The sequence below is a fragment of the Streptomyces sp. NPDC086519 genome, from assembly GCF_040686075.1.
Lineage (GTDB): Bacteria > Actinomycetota > Actinomycetes > Streptomycetales > Streptomycetaceae > Streptomyces > Streptomyces shenzhenensis.
In genome coordinates this window covers 1-14,450 of record NZ_JBFBJL010000121.1, presented here as the reverse complement: position 1 = coordinate 14,450, position 14,450 = coordinate 1, and the positions used below count along the sequence as shown (strand labels likewise).

Below are 14,450 nucleotides of genomic sequence, written 5' to 3'. Positions count from 1 at the left end.
GTGCGTTCGCCATCCTGCGGGTGCGCGTCCGGTGACTTCCGGCCTGTTCAACGTGATGCGGACCTGCCGCCCGCGGGCTGCCGGGCACCCGACCGGGCGGCGGCGCGTACGGACCTATACCGGGAACTCGACCGGCAGGCTGTCGAGCACGGACATCCATGTGGACGCGGTCGAGGTGAGCTCCTCCGGCGGCACGGCCAGGCGCAGACCCGGCAGCCGGTGCAGCAGGACGTCCACCGCGATCTCGATGATGGACAGCCCGATGCTCTGCCCGGGGCACTCGTGCGGGCCGGCGCTGAACGCCAGGTGCGACTCGTTGCCCTGAACGGAGACGTCCGGGTCGGGCCGGACCTCGGGGTCGAGGTTGCCCGGCGCGAGACCGAGGACGAGCAGGTCGCCTTCCTCGATGCGGTGCCCGCCCAGCTCCACGTCGCTGACGGCGAAGCGCCCCGGCAGGACGGACAGCGGCGGAGAGTTCCACATGACCTCCTCCACCAGCGCGGAGACGGTCAGCTGACCGCTGATCAGGTCCGAGAGCCGCGAGGCGTCCGTGAGGATCAGCTGAAGCACCCGGGCCAGCAGATTGCTGGTCGTGCTGTGCCCGGCCACCAGCACCAGGCGCAGATGGCTGACGACCTCGTCGTGGTCGAGGCCCGCGGGATGCTCCAGCAGGCCGGTGGCGAAGTCGGAGCCGGGCTCGGTCCGCTTGCGCTCGGCGAGTTCGCCGAGGATCTCCTTGATGATGCCGTCGTGCAGTATCGCGTCCTCGCCGCCCTGGAACACCATGGCACTGGACTCGACCAGCCGACGCCCCTCCGCCTCGGTGAGCCCCAGGATGCGGGTGAGGACCAGCATCGGCAGGTAGCCGGCGTATTCCGCCACCAGATCGGCGCGGCCGTTGTCCGCGAACGCGTCGATCTGCTTGTTGGCGAAATGGGTGGCGTGGCGCCGGATACCACGGCCCACGGCGGCCTGGAGCCCGTCGTTGACGGCACCGCGCAGTCGGCGGTGCGCCTCGCCGTCCTGGGACACACAGTCGGGGCGCCAGGCCACCATCGGGACCAGCGGATGGTTCTCGGCGACCCGCCCCTCCTGCCAGTCCCGCCAGATCCGCGCGTCCCGGGCGAACTGGCGGGGATTGTCGAGCACCCGCCGGCCGTCCCGGTAGCCCAGCACCAGCCAGGCGTTGATGTCGCCCTCCAGCAGCACCGGCGCGACGGAGCCGTGCTCCTTGCGCAGCCGCTCGTAGATGCCGAACGGGTCGGTCGCCGCCTCGGGCCCGTACAGCCGGGCCACCTCCGCCGAACCGTGCGCGACCGGGCAGCCGCGAGGGGTGTCGGGGCTGTCGTTCTGGTCGTTCATCGGGGCTCCAGTGCGGCGGTGGAGCGTTCCTTCAGATGACGTATCAGGGTGATCAGAACGTCACGGCTGGAGGCCCGGTCACGAGCGTCGCAGGCCACGATCGGGGTGTGCGGGGAGATGTCGAGGGCGTCCCGGATCTCCTCGACGGGGTGCTCCTTGCAGTCCGGGAAGACGTTCAGGGCGATGACGAAGGGCACGTTCTGCCGCTCCATCTCCTCGATGGCCCGGAAGCTGGAGGCCAGCCGCCGGGTGTCCACCAGGACCACAGCCCCGAGCGCGCCCTTGAACAGGCCGTTCCACAGGAACCAGAAGCGTTCCTGCCCGGGGGTGCCGAACAGGTACAGCATCAGGTTCTCGTTGAGGCTGATCTTGCCGAAGTCGAGGCTGACCGTGGTCTCGGCCTTGTCCGCGACGCCGATGAGGTTGTCGACGCCGACGGTCGCCTGGGTGAGGGTCTCCTCGGTGGTGAGCGGCTTGATGTCGCTGACGGAGCGGACCATGGTGGTCTTCCCGGTGCCGAACCCCCCGGCGATCATCACCTTGACCGAGCGGGTCCCCCCGGCACCGGGGTCGCCGGGATGGTCAAAGCCTTTCAAGTCCACTGAGTACCTCCTGGAGGAGCGCGAGGTCAGGCCCGCGTCCGGCGTGGTGCGCCGGAATGGGATCACGGGCTTCAATACGGCCTGCGTCCAGCAGATCCGCCAACAGCACCGCGAGAATGTTGAAGGGCAATCCGAGATGGGCGGTGAGTTCGGCCACCGACAGCGGATCACGGCAGCGCCGGACTATCTCCTCGTACTCGTGCTGCATCCCCGGGACGGGGGCGGTGCGAGAGACGACGAGGGTGGCCACGTCGAGGCTCGACGCCGACCCGCCCGGTCCGCTGCGTCCCCCGGTGAGGACGTAATAACGTTCGAGACCGGACGGATCCGTGGGCCGGCGGGGAGCACTCATCCAGAGTGCTCCTCCAGGCGCGGAGAGGTGCCGAGCAACTCGCCCATCCGCCGTGAAAGGTCCCTCATCTGGTGCCCGAGCAGCCCCTGGTCGAGTCCCTCGCGGGCGAGGACGCCGAGGTACGTCTCCACACCGGCCCGTACGACGAAGAGGTGACCGCCGTCGACCTCGATCATCGCCAGCCGCAGCTGCCCCGCGTACTTGGGGAACTGCTCGGCGACCGGCTGGGCCAGGGCCTGCAGCCCCGCCACCACGGCCGCGAAGCGGTCCACGTCGTCGGGGTCATCGGCACCAAAGGAGGTGATGGCCTTGCCGTCGCTGGAGGCCACGAGGGCGAAACGGATCTCCGGGATGCTCTCCACCAGATCACGGAGCGCCCAGCTCACGTCGGTTCCCTGTTGCGTCATGTGGACTAGTCGCTCTCTTCAGTGCGGTGCTCCGTGGACTCGCGCCCGGCGGCGTCATCGGCGCCGGCCGGGGTCGCGGGTGCCACGACGTCTTGGTCTCCGGTCAACTCGGCCTCGCTGTCCGCCTGTTCGTCCGCGACGGGCACGCGGCCTGCGGTGGCGAAGGCGGCCAGACCCGCGAAGGACTCCTCCGGCGGGACCGCGGTGAACGCGGTGCCCTCCGTGCGGGCGACGCGCTCCTCGGGCTGCTCGTCCGCACGGCGCCGGCTGCGCCGCCGGGGCAGTCCGCCCGGGGTGGTGTCCAGGGCCTCGCCGGACGGCTCCGGCTGGCTGACGGGTTCGACGGCGACCGAGCCGTGCGCCTGCACCGGGGACGCGGCGGCGGGGGCGGCCGTCACGGGGACCGGAGCGGCGGGGGCCGCGGGCAGCGGGCTGAAGAACTTGTGCGGGACCACGACGACCACCGAGGTACCGAGCCAGGGCGAGTCCGCGAAGGTGACCCGGATGCCGTAGCGGCGGGCGAGGGCGCCGACGACCCGCAGGCCGATGTTGGCGTCCTCGGAGATGCCCCCGATACCGGGTCCGGCCGCGGTGCCCGCCAGGGAGTGCTCGGCCTCGCGCTTCTTCTCCTCGCTCAGGCCCTTGCCGGAGTCCTGGATCTCGATGCCGACGCCGTTCGGCACCTCCTTGCCGGAGACGACGACCGGCTCGGTGGGCGGCGAGTAGCGGGCCGCGTTGTCCAGCAGGTGGGAGAAGATCAGCGTGAGGTGGTCCACCAGACCGCCGTCGACGCCGAGTTCGGGCAGGTGCCGCACCTCGACGCGGTGGAAGTCCTTGATCCGGCCGATACCGCCACGCACCACGCTGAGCAGGCGCTGGGGCTCCTGCCACTGGCGGCCCGGGCGGTCCGAGCCGCCGAGCACACCGATACTGGCGGCGAGCGAGTCGGCGGGGCCGAGCTCCTGGTCGAGCTCCATGAGACCGCGGGCCACGAGGGGCAGCCGGCCGTGCTCGCCCTGCATCTCGTGCAGCCGGCCGCGCAGCTTGCTGGTCAGGACGTGGATGCGGTTGCCGATGCTGATCACGGCCTGCTCGGCGGAGGTGGAGCGGTTGAACTCCTCCTCCACGGCGATCAGCGAGGTGCGCAGGATGCGGCGCAGGTCGGCCTGGAGGTCCTTGTCGACCTTGGCGCACTGCTCGGTGACGGGCAGCAGGTCGTCGACGGCGTCGCCGTCACGCAACCGCTTCAGCGCCTCGGGCAGCTGCTCGTCGGCGAGCCGGGAGATCGCGGCCCGCTGGTGCGTGACCTGCTCCTGCCAGACCTCGGCCTGGTCGGCGAGCTGCGCCTCGGAGGACTTCAGCTGGTCGGCGAGCCGCTCCTCGTACGCCCTTGCCTGCTCTGCCAGTTGGGCGTCGTAGTGGGCGGTCCGGTCGGCGAGCTGGGCCTCGAAGGCCGACGCCTGCTCACCGAGCTGGGCGTCGAACGCGGCCGACTGCTCGTTGAGCTGGGCCTCCAGCGTGGCGCGCTCGGTGGAGAACTTGCGCTCCAGGCCCGAGACATGCTGCTGCCACTGCTGGGAGTGCTCGGCCTGCGAGCTGCGGAACGACCCCTCGACGCTGCGCAGTTGACGCTGCGAGCGAACCAGGAGCCGCACGCACACAGAGCTCGCGACGGTGGCCGCGGCGCCGGCGACGACCGCGGTTATTCGCTCGGAGCTCATGAACGTGGCGGCGACCGTCCCTCCCCCTAAGGCCAGCGGCATCAGCCACCAGCTGTACCAGGCGACAGGGGCCCGCGCCGCCGGCGGCGGAGTGGCGAGTTCCATCTGCATCCTTAGAGACAACACAATCGATCAGCAGTGAACAGGGTCAGTGCGCGAAGGCCGCACTCGTGGGTGCGCACGGCGGGACGGACCCCCCACGGGGTGCGTCAACTCGCTGCGACGGAAGGGAGCTTATCGGGTTTGAACGCGAAAGGATCAACCTCGACGAGCAGAGGAAGTGAGGGTTCCGTCACGCTCCGCCAGTTAGCGGCAAATCAATAAATACCCATTCCCGGCGGCGGCTTCCCGACATGCGCCCCCACCCTCCGGTTCACACGGCCCCCCAGGCATCCTGGACAGCTGTCCAGTTATAGTGGACACCTGTTCAAGAGACGGGGAGGGTCCGCCGATCATGGAAATCCTGGCGAACGTGCTGGTCGGGCTGGTGGCCGCGCTGCACGCGTACATTCTGGTGATGGAGATGTTCCTGTGGCAGAAGGGCCCCGGGATGCGCTTCCACGGCTTCGACGCGGAGCTGGCCCGGCGGACCGCGCCGCTCGCCGCCAACCAGGGTCTCTACAACGGTTTCCTGGCGGCCGGCCTGGTGTGGGGGCTGGTCGCGGCCGACCCGACGGGCTTCGGTGCCCGGGTGTTCTTCCTGTCGTGCGTGATGGTGGCGGGGGTCTACGGCGCGGCCACGGCCAACCGGCGGATCCTGTTCGCGCAGGCGCTGCCCGGCGCGCTCGCGCTGGCCGCCGTCCTCGCCGCCCGATGACCGGCCGCCCGCCCGTGACGGATCCGCGGGCCGCCCGCACCCGGGCGCGGCTGCGGGCGGCCCTCCTCGACGAGTGCGCCGAACGACCGCTCACCGAGGCCACGGTGGCCGCGGTGACGCGCCGGGCCCGGGTGGGCCGGGCCACCTTCTACGTCCACTACGACGGTCTTCAGTCGCTGGCGGTCGACGCCTGCGCGGACGTCGTCCGGGACGCCGTGGACGCCCTGCACGCCTGGCGCGGCCGGCCGGACCCGGTGCACGCGCCGTCGGCGCTGCGGGAGTTCTTCGCCGGGCTGGTTCCGCACGCGGCCCTGTACCGGGAGCTGCTCGCACCGGGCGGCGGGGGCCCGCTGGGCCGGGTGCTGCACCGGGATCTGCGGGCGCGCAGCCTCGCCGAACGGGAGCTGGCGGGCGCGGCCGACGCCCCATTGGTGGCCTCGGCGGTGGCCGCCACCTTCGCCGGGGTGCTGGCCGACTGGCTGCACGGTCTGCTCGACGCCGGTCCGGACGAACTGGCGGACCAGGTCTGGCAGTTGCTGGTCGCCCTGCACATGAGCCGCTGACCGGTCAGGCACAGGCGAAGCCGCGCCGTTCCATCGGCCAGGCCTGCACGCCGTGCGAGGTGCGGACGTACGCCGTGTCGCCGTCGTCCGTGAGCCACAGGCGCCAGTCGCGGAGCCGGTAGCCGGTGTCGTGCGCGCCGGCGGGCATCGCGGTGTCACCGTCGTAGCGTCCGGCCAGCTCCGAGCCCTCGGCGAACACGCCGTACGGATCACGGACGTAGGTCCTGCCGCCGAACGTCAGGAAGTGCGCCGACTGCCAGCCGCAGTGCTCGGCGCCGGCGGAGCTGGTGATCTTCGAGACCGGCACCCGCCGGCCACGGGCGTCGGTCCAGATCTCGGGCCACCCGGGCCCCGACGTCACACTCGCCGGGAGCTCGGAGGGATCGCAGGAGGCGCTGGTCTCCGGACCCCAGCCGGGCCTGTCCTTTTGGTCCCTGGCGACCACGACGGCCACCTTCGTGCGCCCGCCGACGTCGTAGGAGTAGAGGACGCGGCCGGCTTCCCGGCGCTCCACGCGGTAGCCGCTGCGCGGCACCTGCGGGTCGAACATGTCGAAGAAGAGCCGCAGACCGTCCTCGGGTGAGCCGCCGCCGTCGTCCTCGCTCCAGCCGTCGGGCCCGATGCCCCAGTGGATCTCCCCGTCGCACTCCAGCGCGCGGCCGGCCGCGCCGGAGGCGGTGCGCAGGGCCTGCGGGGTGCTCGCCTCGGTCTCCTCGGCGGGGATGTCCAGCGGCCCGCGGTACGGCGTCGCCGGCGGCGTCCCCTTCACCACGACGTGCGGCCCGCCCACGCCGTCACAGCCCACCACCGCGGCCGCCACCAGTACCGTCGCCGCCGCCAGCCCTCTGCGCATGCCCGCCCCCGCCGCTCGCCACCGTTGCCGTCCTTGGACGGCGGAGCGGGCCGAGACGTTCACGCTCGCCGGGAGAGGGGGCTGGCACGATTCCATCGAAGGTTGGCCATCGTGCCATTTCCCCGGCGGGCACGTCCCGGCAGGCTGGACCACCATGAACGATGTGAACACGATGCGTGCGATCGGCCAGGACGTCCTCGGCGGCCCCGAGGTGCTGAAGGTGATCGAGGTGGCGCGGCCGAAGCCGCGTCCCAACGAGGTACTGGTCCGGGTGCGGGCGGCCGGCCTCAACCCGACCGACTGGAAGCACCGGGAGAACGGCGGTTTCCTGGGCAAGCCGCCGTTCGTCCTCGGCTGGGACGTCTCCGGCACCGTCGAGGAGACCGGGATCGGCGTCGCCGCCTTCAAGGCCGGTGACGAGGTCTTCGGCATGGCGCCCTACCCGTTCGGCCACGGCACGCACGCCGAGTACGCGATCGTCCCCGCCCGCGCCCTGGTGCCGAAGCCGGCCGGGATCGACCACGTCCAGGCTGGCGCGCTGCCGCTGGTGTCGCTGACCGCCTGGCAGGCCCTGGTGGAGAACGCCGGCGTACAGCCGGGGCAGCGGGTGCTGATCCACGCGGCAGCCGGCGGGGTCGGACATGTGGCGGCGCAGATCGCCAAGGCGCGCGGCGCGTACGTGATCGGCACCGCGAGCGCCGGCAAGCACGACTTCCTGCGCGAGATCGGCGTGGACGAGCCGGTGGACTACCGGTCCGTGGACGTCACGGAGACGGTCCGGGACGTCGACGTCGTGCTCGACACGATCGGCGGTGACACGTCGACGGCCTCGCTGCGCGTGCTGCGGCCGGGCGGGATCGTGGTGTCGATCCTGCCCGTGGGCTCGCCCGAGCTGTACCGGGAGGCCGAGCGGCTGGGCGTGCGGGCGGTGCGGATGCTGGTGGACGCCGACCGGGCCGGGATGCGGGCGGTCGCCGGCCTGGTCGAGGAGGGCAAGCTGCGGGCCACGGTCGCGGGGACCTTCCCCCTGGCCGATGCCGCCAAGGCGCACGAGCTGGGCGGCACCGGCCGGACCACGGGGAAGCTGGTCCTGGTGATGGACTGATCCGCGCGGGTCAGAAGGTGAGCACGGGCTTGACCGCCTTGCCCGTGCTCATGTCCCGCACGGCCCGGTCGATCTCGGCGAACGGATAGGTGCTGATCAGCCGGTGCAGCGGCAGCCGCCCCTCGCGGACCAGCCGGACCAGGGCCGGGATGAAGGCCTGGGTCTCGCTGTCGCCGAGGGTCAGGCCGGTGATCCGCTTGCCGGCCAGCAGTCCGTTGACGTCCAGGGGGACTTCGGTGCCGAAGGGCGGGGCGCCGACGACGACCAGGGTGCCGCGGGCGGCCAGCGCGTCGACGCCCTGGCGGAGGACGCCGACGTTGCCGGTGGTCTCCACGATGCCGTCGGCGCCGGCTCCTCGCGTAAGGCGCCCGATGGCCTCGGGCACGTCCTCGCGGGTCGCGTCGACGGTGTGGGTGGCGCCCACCTCCCGTGCCAGCTGCAGGCGCTCGGCCAGCCGGTCGACGGCGATGATCGTGGTGGCGGGGGTGAGCGCGGCGGCCATGACGGCCGACAGGCCGACGGCTCCGGCACCGAGGACGACGATCGTGCTGCCGGTGGCCGGTTCCAGGACGTTCCAGACGGCGCCGACCCCGGTCTGCACCCCGCAGCCGAGCGGGGCGATCGACTCCAGCGGCACGTCCGGGTCGACCTTGACCAGGCTGCGTTCGGCCACCAACGCCCGCTCGGCGAAGGAGGACTGGCCGAAGAAATGGCCGCCGAGCGGCTCGCCGCCCCGGCTGACGGTGGCGGTGCCGTCGGCGCGCCGGCCGCCGATGAGGTTGAGCGGCAGCCAGGTGGTGCAGTAGGCGGGGTGGCCGCCGTGGCAGTTGCGGCAGGTGCCGCAGGAGGTGAAGGACAGCACGACGTGGTCGCCGGGAGCCACGCCGGTGACGGCGGAGCCCACGGCCTCGACGACGCCGGCGCCCTCGTGGCCCAGGACTCCGGGCAGCGGGAAGGGCAGTCCGCCGCTCGCCACGCTGAGGTCGGTGTGACACAGACCGGTGGCCACCATGCGAACGAGCGCCTCGTGCGGCCCCGGCGCGTCGAGTTCGACGTCGCTGAGGGTGAAGGGCGCGCCGCCGGACTCGACCACGGCGGCTCGGGTGGTGAGGGACATCCTACGAACTCCTGGTCTGCGGTGCTCAGTCGAGCGAGACGACGACGGACTTGACCTTGCTGTAGGCGGTGAGGGACTCGGGGCCGTACTCGCGGCCGAAGCCGGAGGCCTTGACGCCGCCGAAGGGGACGGCGGGGTCGAGCATCGCCCAGTCGTTGACCCAGACGATGCCGGCCTGGAGGCGGGCCGCGACACGGTGGGCGCGGGCCAGGTTGCCGGTCTGGATGCCCGAAGCCAGGCCGTACGGCGTGGAGTTGGCGAGGGCGACGGCCTCGTCCTCGGAGTCGAAGGGCTGCACGGTGAGGACGGGACCGAAGATCTCGTCCTGGATCACGCGGGAGTCGCCCGGCAGGTCGGCGATGACGGTCGGCTTGAAGTAGTGGCCGCCGTTCAGGTGAAGGCGTTCGCCGCCGCAGACGATGCGGCCGCCTTCCTTGCGGGCGAGTTCGACGTACTCCTCGACCTTGCGCAGGTGCTTCTCCCCCGCCATCGGGCCGACCGCGGTGGCCGGGTCGCGCGGGTCGCCGACCGGGACGGCGGGGACGGCCTCGGCGAGGATGCCGAGCAGGGTGGCGTAGACCGGGCGGGCGACCAGGAGACGGGGGCCGCCCATGCAGAACTGGCCGGTGTTGAAGACGAAGGCCTTGATGACCGCGCCGACGGCCTTGTCCAGGTCGGCGTCCTGGAAGACGAGGTGGGCCGCGTTGCCGCCGAGTTCCATGGTGACCGGCTTGAGCGCCTCCCCGGCCGTGCTCGCGACGTGCCGCCCGATGGCGGTGGAGCCGGTGAAGGCGACCTTGTCGACGCCCGGGTGGCGCAGCAGGGCCTCGCCGGCGACCGGTCCGGCGCCGGTGACGACGTTGACGACCCCGTCGGGGACGCCGGCCTTCTGGAAGAGGCCGGCCATGTAGAGGGCGCTGAGCGGGGTCTCGTCGGCGGGTTTGTGGACGACCGTGTTGCCGGCGGCGAGGGCCGGGCCGATCTTCGAACCGGCCAGGATCAGCGGGAAGTTGAAGGGGGTGATGGCCGCGACGACGCCGAGGGGTTCACGGCGGGTGTAGGCGAGGGCGTTGAGCGGGATGTCGCGGACGGCGCCGTCCAGGGAGTGGGCGAGGGCCGCGAAGTGCTCGTAGTCGTTGGCCGCGTTGGTGACGTCGACGGCCCCGGCGAGCGTGATGGGCTTGCCGACGTCCAGGCTCTCCAGGGCGGCTATGTCCTCGGCGTTCTCCCGGATCAGCTCGGCGACGCGGTGCAGCACGCGGCCGCGCTCCCGGCCGCTGAGTCCCGGCCACTCCCCCGCGTCGAAGGTCTCGCGGGCGGCGCGCACGGCGGCGTCGACGTCGGCGGCCCCGGCCTCCGCGACGGTGGTGATCACCTGACCGGTGGCGGGGTCGGTCACCTCCGTCCGGGCCCCGTCGGCGGCCTCCCGCCACTGTCCGCCGATGAACAGCTGCCCCGGTCCGGTCTCGAAGGTGGTCGTCATTGCCCACTCCCAGCGTTGATCGCTTAGCTTTCAACAAACAGGATTCCTGTTGGTTTTCCCGCTGGTCCGCAGTCTCACCACAGACAGGATTCCTGTCAATGGTCTAGGGTGAACGCATGGTCGGTACAAAGACAGGCCCCTCACTGCTGTACATGGTCAAGCAGGTGGAGCTGGTGGTGCGCTCGCATCTCGACGAGCTGGTGAAGCCCGCCGGGATCACCGCGCTTCAGTACACGGCCCTGACCGTCCTGGAGCGCCATGACGGCCTGTCGGCGGCCCAGTTGGCCCGGGACTCGTTCGTGACCGCCCAGTCGATGGCCGACCTCGTACGGTCGCTGGAGGCGCGTGGGCTGATCCGGCGGGAGCGCAATCCGCGCAACCGGCGCGAGCTGCTGATCCTGCTGACCGACACCGGGCGCGAACTGCTCGCCGGGGTCGCCGGGCCGGTGCGGGAGCTGGAGGAGCGGATGGTCCGCGAGCTCACCGCTCACCAGGAGGAACAGTTCCGTCAGGCGCTGAGCAAGGCGTGGCACGCGCTCTCCTAGCAGAGCAGCGCTCTCACGTGCCGGTTCCCCGACTGTCGCGCACGCCACAGAAAGTGGCGAGCCGAAGCGGCAGACATATGTCAATCGAACATGCTCAAATTCCCTCCATCGAGGGTAACTTGCAAGGCGGGGAACGGAATTGAACCGGCAGGGGTGGGAGGTGATGTCGTCGTGCGCCAGGAACCCCGGCAGGATCCCGCTCCGCTCTCCCGGCACCTGCGCATCCATCAGGACCGCGGCCACACGGTGCTGGAGCTGCGGGGCGAGATCGACATCGCGGCGGCCACGGAGATCGCACCCCACCTGGACCGGGTGACCGGCCAGGTGAGCGCCCGCGTGGTGATCGACCTGCTGCCTGTCGAGTTCTTCGACTGCTCGGGGCTGCGACTGCTGTACCGGGCGCGCAGCCGGGTGCTGGAGCGCGGCGGACAGCTCCAGCTGGTCTGCGCGCACCCGCTGACCCTGCGGGTGCTGAAGGTGACCGGGCTGTCCCGGCTGCTGCCGCCCAGGGCGACGCTGGACGCGGCCCTGGGCCAGCCCGAGGCCACGTCCGGCACCTTGTGACACCGTTGTCGGCCTGGTCGCCCGCGGAACTCCGGCTCCGGGAACCCACTCGAAGAACGGGGTGTGCCGGCCGTCCTCGTCCCCGGCGAGGAGGTACGCCCGCGCCTCGAACTCCGTGTGCGGGGTGGCCGGCGCGGGCCTGATGACGGCCTGCCCGCGCTCGACGTGCCCGATCACACGTCAGGAGAAGCGCGCACGGCGGGCTGCGGGGCCAGGCCGCCGACCGCGCCGCTCTCACCACGGCACGGGTGTGCCGTCCCACGAGAAGAACCCGCCGGTGGGACCGTCGTCGGGCAGCAGCGCCAGCCGTACGACACCCTGCGCGCCCTCGGCCGGGTCGCCGCCCCCGGCGGCCGCACCCGGCACCAGGTCGGTCGCCCGCCGCCCCGGGGCGAGGGCGTTCACCTTGATCCCGTCGCCGGCCAGTTCCTGGGCGTACAGGACGGTCAGCGCGTTCAGCGCGGCCTTGGAGGTGCGGTAGGCGGCGGACCGGGGGACGCCCTCGGCGAACTGCGGGTTGGGCCGGGTACTCCAGGTGAGGGACGCGGTGCCGCTGGAGACGTTCACGACGCGCGGCCGGGGGGAGCGCCGCAGGGCGGGCAGGAAGGCGTTGGTGACCGCGGCGACGCCGAAGACGTTGGTCTCGTAGGTCTGCCGGAAGCCGTCGACGCCGGTCTCGGAGGGGGTGCCGGTGACCGGCTGGACACCGGCGTTGTTGACCAGGACGTCGAGACGGCCGACGCGGGCGGCGGCCCGCTCGACGCTGCCGGGGTCCGTGACGTCCAGTACGAGAAGCCGCGCGTTGCCGCCGATCTCCGCCGCGGCGCGCGCGCCGCGGTCGGCAGCCCGGGAACCGACGTGGACGAGGAAACCCTGCTCGGCCAGCAGCCTGGCGACATGGAACCCGATGCCCTTGTTGGCACCGGTGACGAGTGCTGTGCGATCGTTCATGACAGCCACGGTCCCCCGGCCGCGTCCGCCCTGCCAGGGACCACCTGTACCAGGCGGACCGAGGAGGCGACGACGGCATGGCGAGGCAGGAACTGGCCCGCTTCCTGCGCGAGCGCCGGGCGGGGCTGCGCCCGCAGACGGTGGGGCTGCCGCCGGGCACCGACCGCCGCATCCCCGGGCTGCGCCGCGAGGAGGTCGCCGGGCTGGCCCACATCTCCGTCGACTACTACGTCCGCCTGGAGCAGGCCCGCGCTCCCCGCCCCTCCCCGCGCGTCCTGGACGCCCTGGCCGGGGCGCTGCGGCTGGCCCCCGCCGAGCGCAGCCACCTCTTCCGGCTGGCCGGCTCGGCCGCGCCACCGCCCGGCACCCTGGCCGTCCGGCAGGTGCGCCCGCACGTCGCGCGGCTGCTGGAGCGGCTGCCCGACACCGCGGCGATCGTCACCGACGCGGCCTACGGCCTGGTGGCCTGGAACCCCCTCGCCCCACTGCTGCTCGGCGGCGACCTGGGAGGCGGCACCACCAACCTGGCACGCCGGCGCTTCCTCGGCCAGGGGCGGATGTACGAGAGCTCCGGCGCCGAGGAGTTCGGGCACATCGTGGTGGCCCGGCTGCGGCGGGCCGCCGAGCGCTATCCGCACGACGCTCACCTCACCTCTCTGCTGGGCGAGTTGCGCGCGGGGAGCGAGGAGTTCCGGCGGATCTGGACCACCCATCCGGTGCACGCCCCGGGACACCGCGCCAAGGTCGTCGACCATCCGGAGCTGGGCCGGCTGCGGCTGAACTGCGACGTCCTGCTGGTGCCGGAGGACGACCAGGAGGTCGTCCTCGTCACCGCGGACCCGGGTTCGGCGTCGGCGCGCCGGATCGCGGAGCTGGCCGCCCGGTCCTGACCTGCCTTCCGGACGGGACGGCGGCGGGCGGCGGGCGCCCCGCACGCGAGCCCGCCGGGCGCGTCACGCCGCCGCGTGTATCAATCCTGCCTCAGCTGTCTCAATCCGCCGACAGCACGGTCTGGCAGGGGTTTTGGCGGGCATGCGTGTCGTTGGAAAGGAGGACCGTCACATGGCGAGTTCCACCAAGGAGAGCAAGGCGAGCTCCGCACCGGAGGCTCCCGTCACGGCCCGGCCCCGGCGCATGCCCGGCTGGGCGAAACTGGTCACCGCGTTGGTGCTGGTGCTCGTGGTGCTGTTCGCCGGGATCAAACTGGCGGTGCTGCCCGGGATCAAGGACCTGTTCGGCACGGAGACCCGCGACAACACCGGCCCGGCGCTGCTCAAGTCCATCCAGGACATGAGCCGTTACGACGCGGCCTCCGGCAACTTCCAGGTCGTCGTGGACCTGGAGAAGGACGCCAAGTACCTGCCCAGCGCGATCCGCGGCAGCCGCACCCTGTACGTCGGGGCGGGCACCGTGGAGGCCTATGTCGATCTCGGTCAGATCGCCCAGAAGGACGTGACGGTCAACGGCGACCGCACCGAGGCCACCATCCGGCTGCCGCACGCCCGACTCGGCAAGGCGACCCTGGACCCCGACCACTCCTACGCCGTGTCCAAGCAGCGCGGTCTGCTCGACCGGCTCGGTGACCTGTTCTCCGACAACCCCAACAGCGAGCAGGCGGTGCAGAAGCTGGCCGTGAAGCACATCGACACCGCGGCCAAGGACAGCGGGCTGACCACCCGGGCCGAGACCAACACCACCGACATGCTGGAGGGCCTGCTGCACTCCCTCGGCTTCACGGAGGTGCACGTGTCCTACGGGACGATCTGACCGACGCGGCGTGATCAGCCGCCCAGCACCCCGGGCAGGGCCAGCGCGCCCAGTGCCGTGGCGCCGACCAGCAGCCAGGCCACGTAGTCGCCGACGTGCCCGGACTGCAGGTGGCGCACCGGCAGCGCCCAGCCCTTCGCCACGAGCAGGCCGGGCCGCGCGACCGCGAGCCCGGCCAGCCCGAGGGGCCTTCGAGATCGCCGCGCGCCTCGGTTACGACGGCGTCGAGGTCATGGTGTGG

17 protein-coding genes are annotated in these 14,450 nt (G+C 72.1%); 7 read left to right on the top strand and 10 right to left on the bottom strand.

The annotated features are described in order from the left end of the window. Positions 1-114: 114 nt before the first annotated feature. From AB0P24_RS46720 to AB0P24_RS46700, 5 genes are read right to left on the bottom strand one after another with little or no spacing between them, the layout of a single operon-like run. Positions 115-1,362, bottom strand: a complete 1,248-nt coding sequence (locus AB0P24_RS46720; protein ID WP_365805392.1) for a cytochrome P450 — start codon at positions 1,360-1,362, stop codon at positions 115-117. Further along, positions 1,359-1,964, bottom strand: coding sequence for an ATP/GTP-binding protein (locus AB0P24_RS46715; protein ID WP_234537901.1), 606 nt, complete (start codon positions 1,962-1,964; stop codon positions 1,359-1,361). The genes AB0P24_RS46720 and AB0P24_RS46715 overlap by 4 nt, the downstream gene beginning before the upstream one ends. Continuing rightward, complete coding sequence (locus AB0P24_RS46710; protein ID WP_234537899.1) at positions 1,945-2,316, bottom strand: DUF742 domain-containing protein; 372 nt, start codon at positions 2,314-2,316, stop codon at positions 1,945-1,947. The genes AB0P24_RS46715 and AB0P24_RS46710 overlap by 20 nt, the downstream gene beginning before the upstream one ends. Continuing rightward, positions 2,313-2,723: a roadblock/LC7 domain-containing protein gene (locus AB0P24_RS46705; RefSeq protein WP_365805390.1), complete on the bottom strand. Its 411-nt coding sequence runs from the start codon at positions 2,721-2,723 to the stop codon at positions 2,313-2,315. The genes AB0P24_RS46710 and AB0P24_RS46705 overlap by 4 nt, the downstream gene beginning before the upstream one ends. Positions 2,724-2,728: 5 nt before the next feature. Beyond that, entirely contained in the window at positions 2,729-4,549 is a 1,821-nt protein-coding gene (locus tag AB0P24_RS46700; RefSeq protein WP_365805388.1) for an ATP-binding protein, read from the bottom strand. 349 nt (positions 4,550-4,898) lie between these two features. Here AB0P24_RS46700 and AB0P24_RS46695 point away from each other — a divergent pair, with 349 nt between their 5' ends. Both AB0P24_RS46695 and AB0P24_RS46690 read left to right on the top strand, forming a co-directional pair. Beyond that, positions 4,899-5,261 carry a DUF1304 domain-containing protein gene (locus AB0P24_RS46695; protein ID WP_365805386.1) on the top strand — a complete coding sequence of 121 codons (363 nt, stop codon included), beginning with the start codon at positions 4,899-4,901 and terminating at the stop codon, positions 5,259-5,261. A 14-nt stretch (positions 5,262-5,275) separates the two neighbouring features. Further along, positions 5,276-5,824, top strand: a complete 549-nt coding sequence (locus AB0P24_RS46690; RefSeq protein ID WP_365805384.1) for a TetR/AcrR family transcriptional regulator — start codon at positions 5,276-5,278, stop codon at positions 5,822-5,824. A 4-nt stretch (positions 5,825-5,828) separates the two neighbouring features. On the opposite strand, the gene AB0P24_RS46685 is transcribed toward AB0P24_RS46690, so the two are convergent. Beyond that, on the bottom strand, positions 5,829-6,677 hold the full coding sequence (locus tag AB0P24_RS46685; RefSeq protein ID WP_365805382.1) for a hypothetical protein: 849 nt from the start codon (positions 6,675-6,677) through the stop codon (positions 5,829-5,831). Positions 6,678-6,831: 154 nt separating this feature from the next. Between AB0P24_RS46685 and AB0P24_RS46680 the strand changes: the two genes are divergently transcribed. Then, positions 6,832-7,782, top strand: coding sequence for an NADP-dependent oxidoreductase (locus tag AB0P24_RS46680; protein ID WP_365805380.1), 951 nt, complete (start codon positions 6,832-6,834; stop codon positions 7,780-7,782). 10 nt (positions 7,783-7,792) lie between these two features. On the opposite strand, the gene AB0P24_RS46675 is transcribed toward AB0P24_RS46680, so the two are convergent. Further along, positions 7,793-8,899, bottom strand: a complete 1,107-nt coding sequence (locus AB0P24_RS46675; protein ID WP_365805378.1) for an NAD(P)-dependent alcohol dehydrogenase — start codon at positions 8,897-8,899, stop codon at positions 7,793-7,795. A 25-nt stretch (positions 8,900-8,924) separates the two neighbouring features. After that, positions 8,925-10,382, bottom strand: coding sequence for an aldehyde dehydrogenase family protein (locus AB0P24_RS46670; protein WP_365805376.1), 1,458 nt, complete (start codon positions 10,380-10,382; stop codon positions 8,925-8,927). A gap of 116 nt (positions 10,383-10,498) precedes the next feature. On the opposite strand from AB0P24_RS46670, the gene AB0P24_RS46665 reads away from it, so the two are divergent. Both AB0P24_RS46665 and AB0P24_RS46660 read left to right on the top strand, forming a co-directional pair. After that, on the top strand, positions 10,499-10,927 hold the full coding sequence (locus AB0P24_RS46665; protein WP_365805374.1) for a MarR family transcriptional regulator: 429 nt from the start codon (positions 10,499-10,501) through the stop codon (positions 10,925-10,927). A gap of 171 nt (positions 10,928-11,098) precedes the next feature. Then, on the top strand, positions 11,099-11,491 hold the full coding sequence (locus tag AB0P24_RS46660; protein WP_365805372.1) for an anti-sigma factor antagonist: 393 nt from the start codon (positions 11,099-11,101) through the stop codon (positions 11,489-11,491). Positions 11,492-11,725: 234 nt separating this feature from the next. Here AB0P24_RS46660 and AB0P24_RS46655 read toward each other — a convergent pair whose 3' ends face one another. Next, complete coding sequence (locus AB0P24_RS46655) at positions 11,726-12,442, bottom strand: SDR family NAD(P)-dependent oxidoreductase (RefSeq protein ID WP_365805370.1); 717 nt, start codon at positions 12,440-12,442, stop codon at positions 11,726-11,728. A gap of 77 nt (positions 12,443-12,519) precedes the next feature. On the opposite strand from AB0P24_RS46655, the gene AB0P24_RS46650 reads away from it, so the two are divergent. Beyond that, positions 12,520-13,332 carry a helix-turn-helix transcriptional regulator gene (locus AB0P24_RS46650; RefSeq protein WP_365805368.1) on the top strand — a complete coding sequence of 271 codons (813 nt, stop codon included), beginning with the start codon at positions 12,520-12,522 and terminating at the stop codon, positions 13,330-13,332. A 244-nt stretch (positions 13,333-13,576) separates the two neighbouring features. Further along, a complete protein-coding gene (locus tag AB0P24_RS46645; protein ID WP_365805394.1) occupies positions 13,577-14,209 on the top strand; it encodes a DUF4230 domain-containing protein in 633 nt (210 codons plus the stop codon). A gap of 14 nt (positions 14,210-14,223) precedes the next feature. Here the strand turns inward: AB0P24_RS46645 and AB0P24_RS46640 are convergent, their stop codons facing one another. Beyond that, a complete protein-coding gene (locus AB0P24_RS46640; protein ID WP_365805366.1) occupies positions 14,224-14,352 on the bottom strand; it encodes a hypothetical protein in 129 nt (42 codons plus the stop codon). Between the last annotated feature and the right edge of the window lie 98 nt (positions 14,353-14,450).

Coding starts and splice junctions, on each gene's coding strand:
- AB0P24_RS46720 (WP_365805392.1), bottom strand. CDS start 1,362: ATGAACGACCAGAACGACAGCCCCGACACCCCTCGCGGCTGCCCGGTC.
- AB0P24_RS46710 (WP_234537899.1), bottom strand. CDS start 2,316: ATGAGTGCTCCCCGCCGGCCCACGGATCCGTCCGGTCTCGAACGTTAT.
- AB0P24_RS46705 (WP_365805390.1), bottom strand. CDS start 2,723: ATGACGCAACAGGGAACCGACGTGAGCTGGGCGCTCCGTGATCTGGTG.
- AB0P24_RS46700 (WP_365805388.1), bottom strand. CDS start 4,549: ATGGAACTCGCCACTCCGCCGCCGGCGGCGCGGGCCCCTGTCGCCTGG.
- AB0P24_RS46695 (WP_365805386.1), top strand. CDS start 4,899: ATGGAAATCCTGGCGAACGTGCTGGTCGGGCTGGTGGCCGCGCTGCAC.
- AB0P24_RS46685 (WP_365805382.1), bottom strand. CDS start 6,677: ATGCGCAGAGGGCTGGCGGCGGCGACGGTACTGGTGGCGGCCGCGGTG.
- AB0P24_RS46680 (WP_365805380.1), top strand. CDS start 6,832: ATGAACGATGTGAACACGATGCGTGCGATCGGCCAGGACGTCCTCGGC.
- AB0P24_RS46675 (WP_365805378.1), bottom strand. CDS start 8,899: ATGTCCCTCACCACCCGAGCCGCCGTGGTCGAGTCCGGCGGCGCGCCC.
- AB0P24_RS46670 (WP_365805376.1), bottom strand. CDS start 10,382: ATGACGACCACCTTCGAGACCGGACCGGGGCAGCTGTTCATCGGCGGA.
- AB0P24_RS46665 (WP_365805374.1), top strand. CDS start 10,499: ATGGTCGGTACAAAGACAGGCCCCTCACTGCTGTACATGGTCAAGCAG.
- AB0P24_RS46655 (WP_365805370.1), bottom strand. CDS start 12,442: ATGAACGATCGCACAGCACTCGTCACCGGTGCCAACAAGGGCATCGGG.
- AB0P24_RS46650 (WP_365805368.1), top strand. CDS start 12,520: ATGGCGAGGCAGGAACTGGCCCGCTTCCTGCGCGAGCGCCGGGCGGGG.
- AB0P24_RS46645 (WP_365805394.1), top strand. CDS start 13,577: ATGCCCGGCTGGGCGAAACTGGTCACCGCGTTGGTGCTGGTGCTCGTG.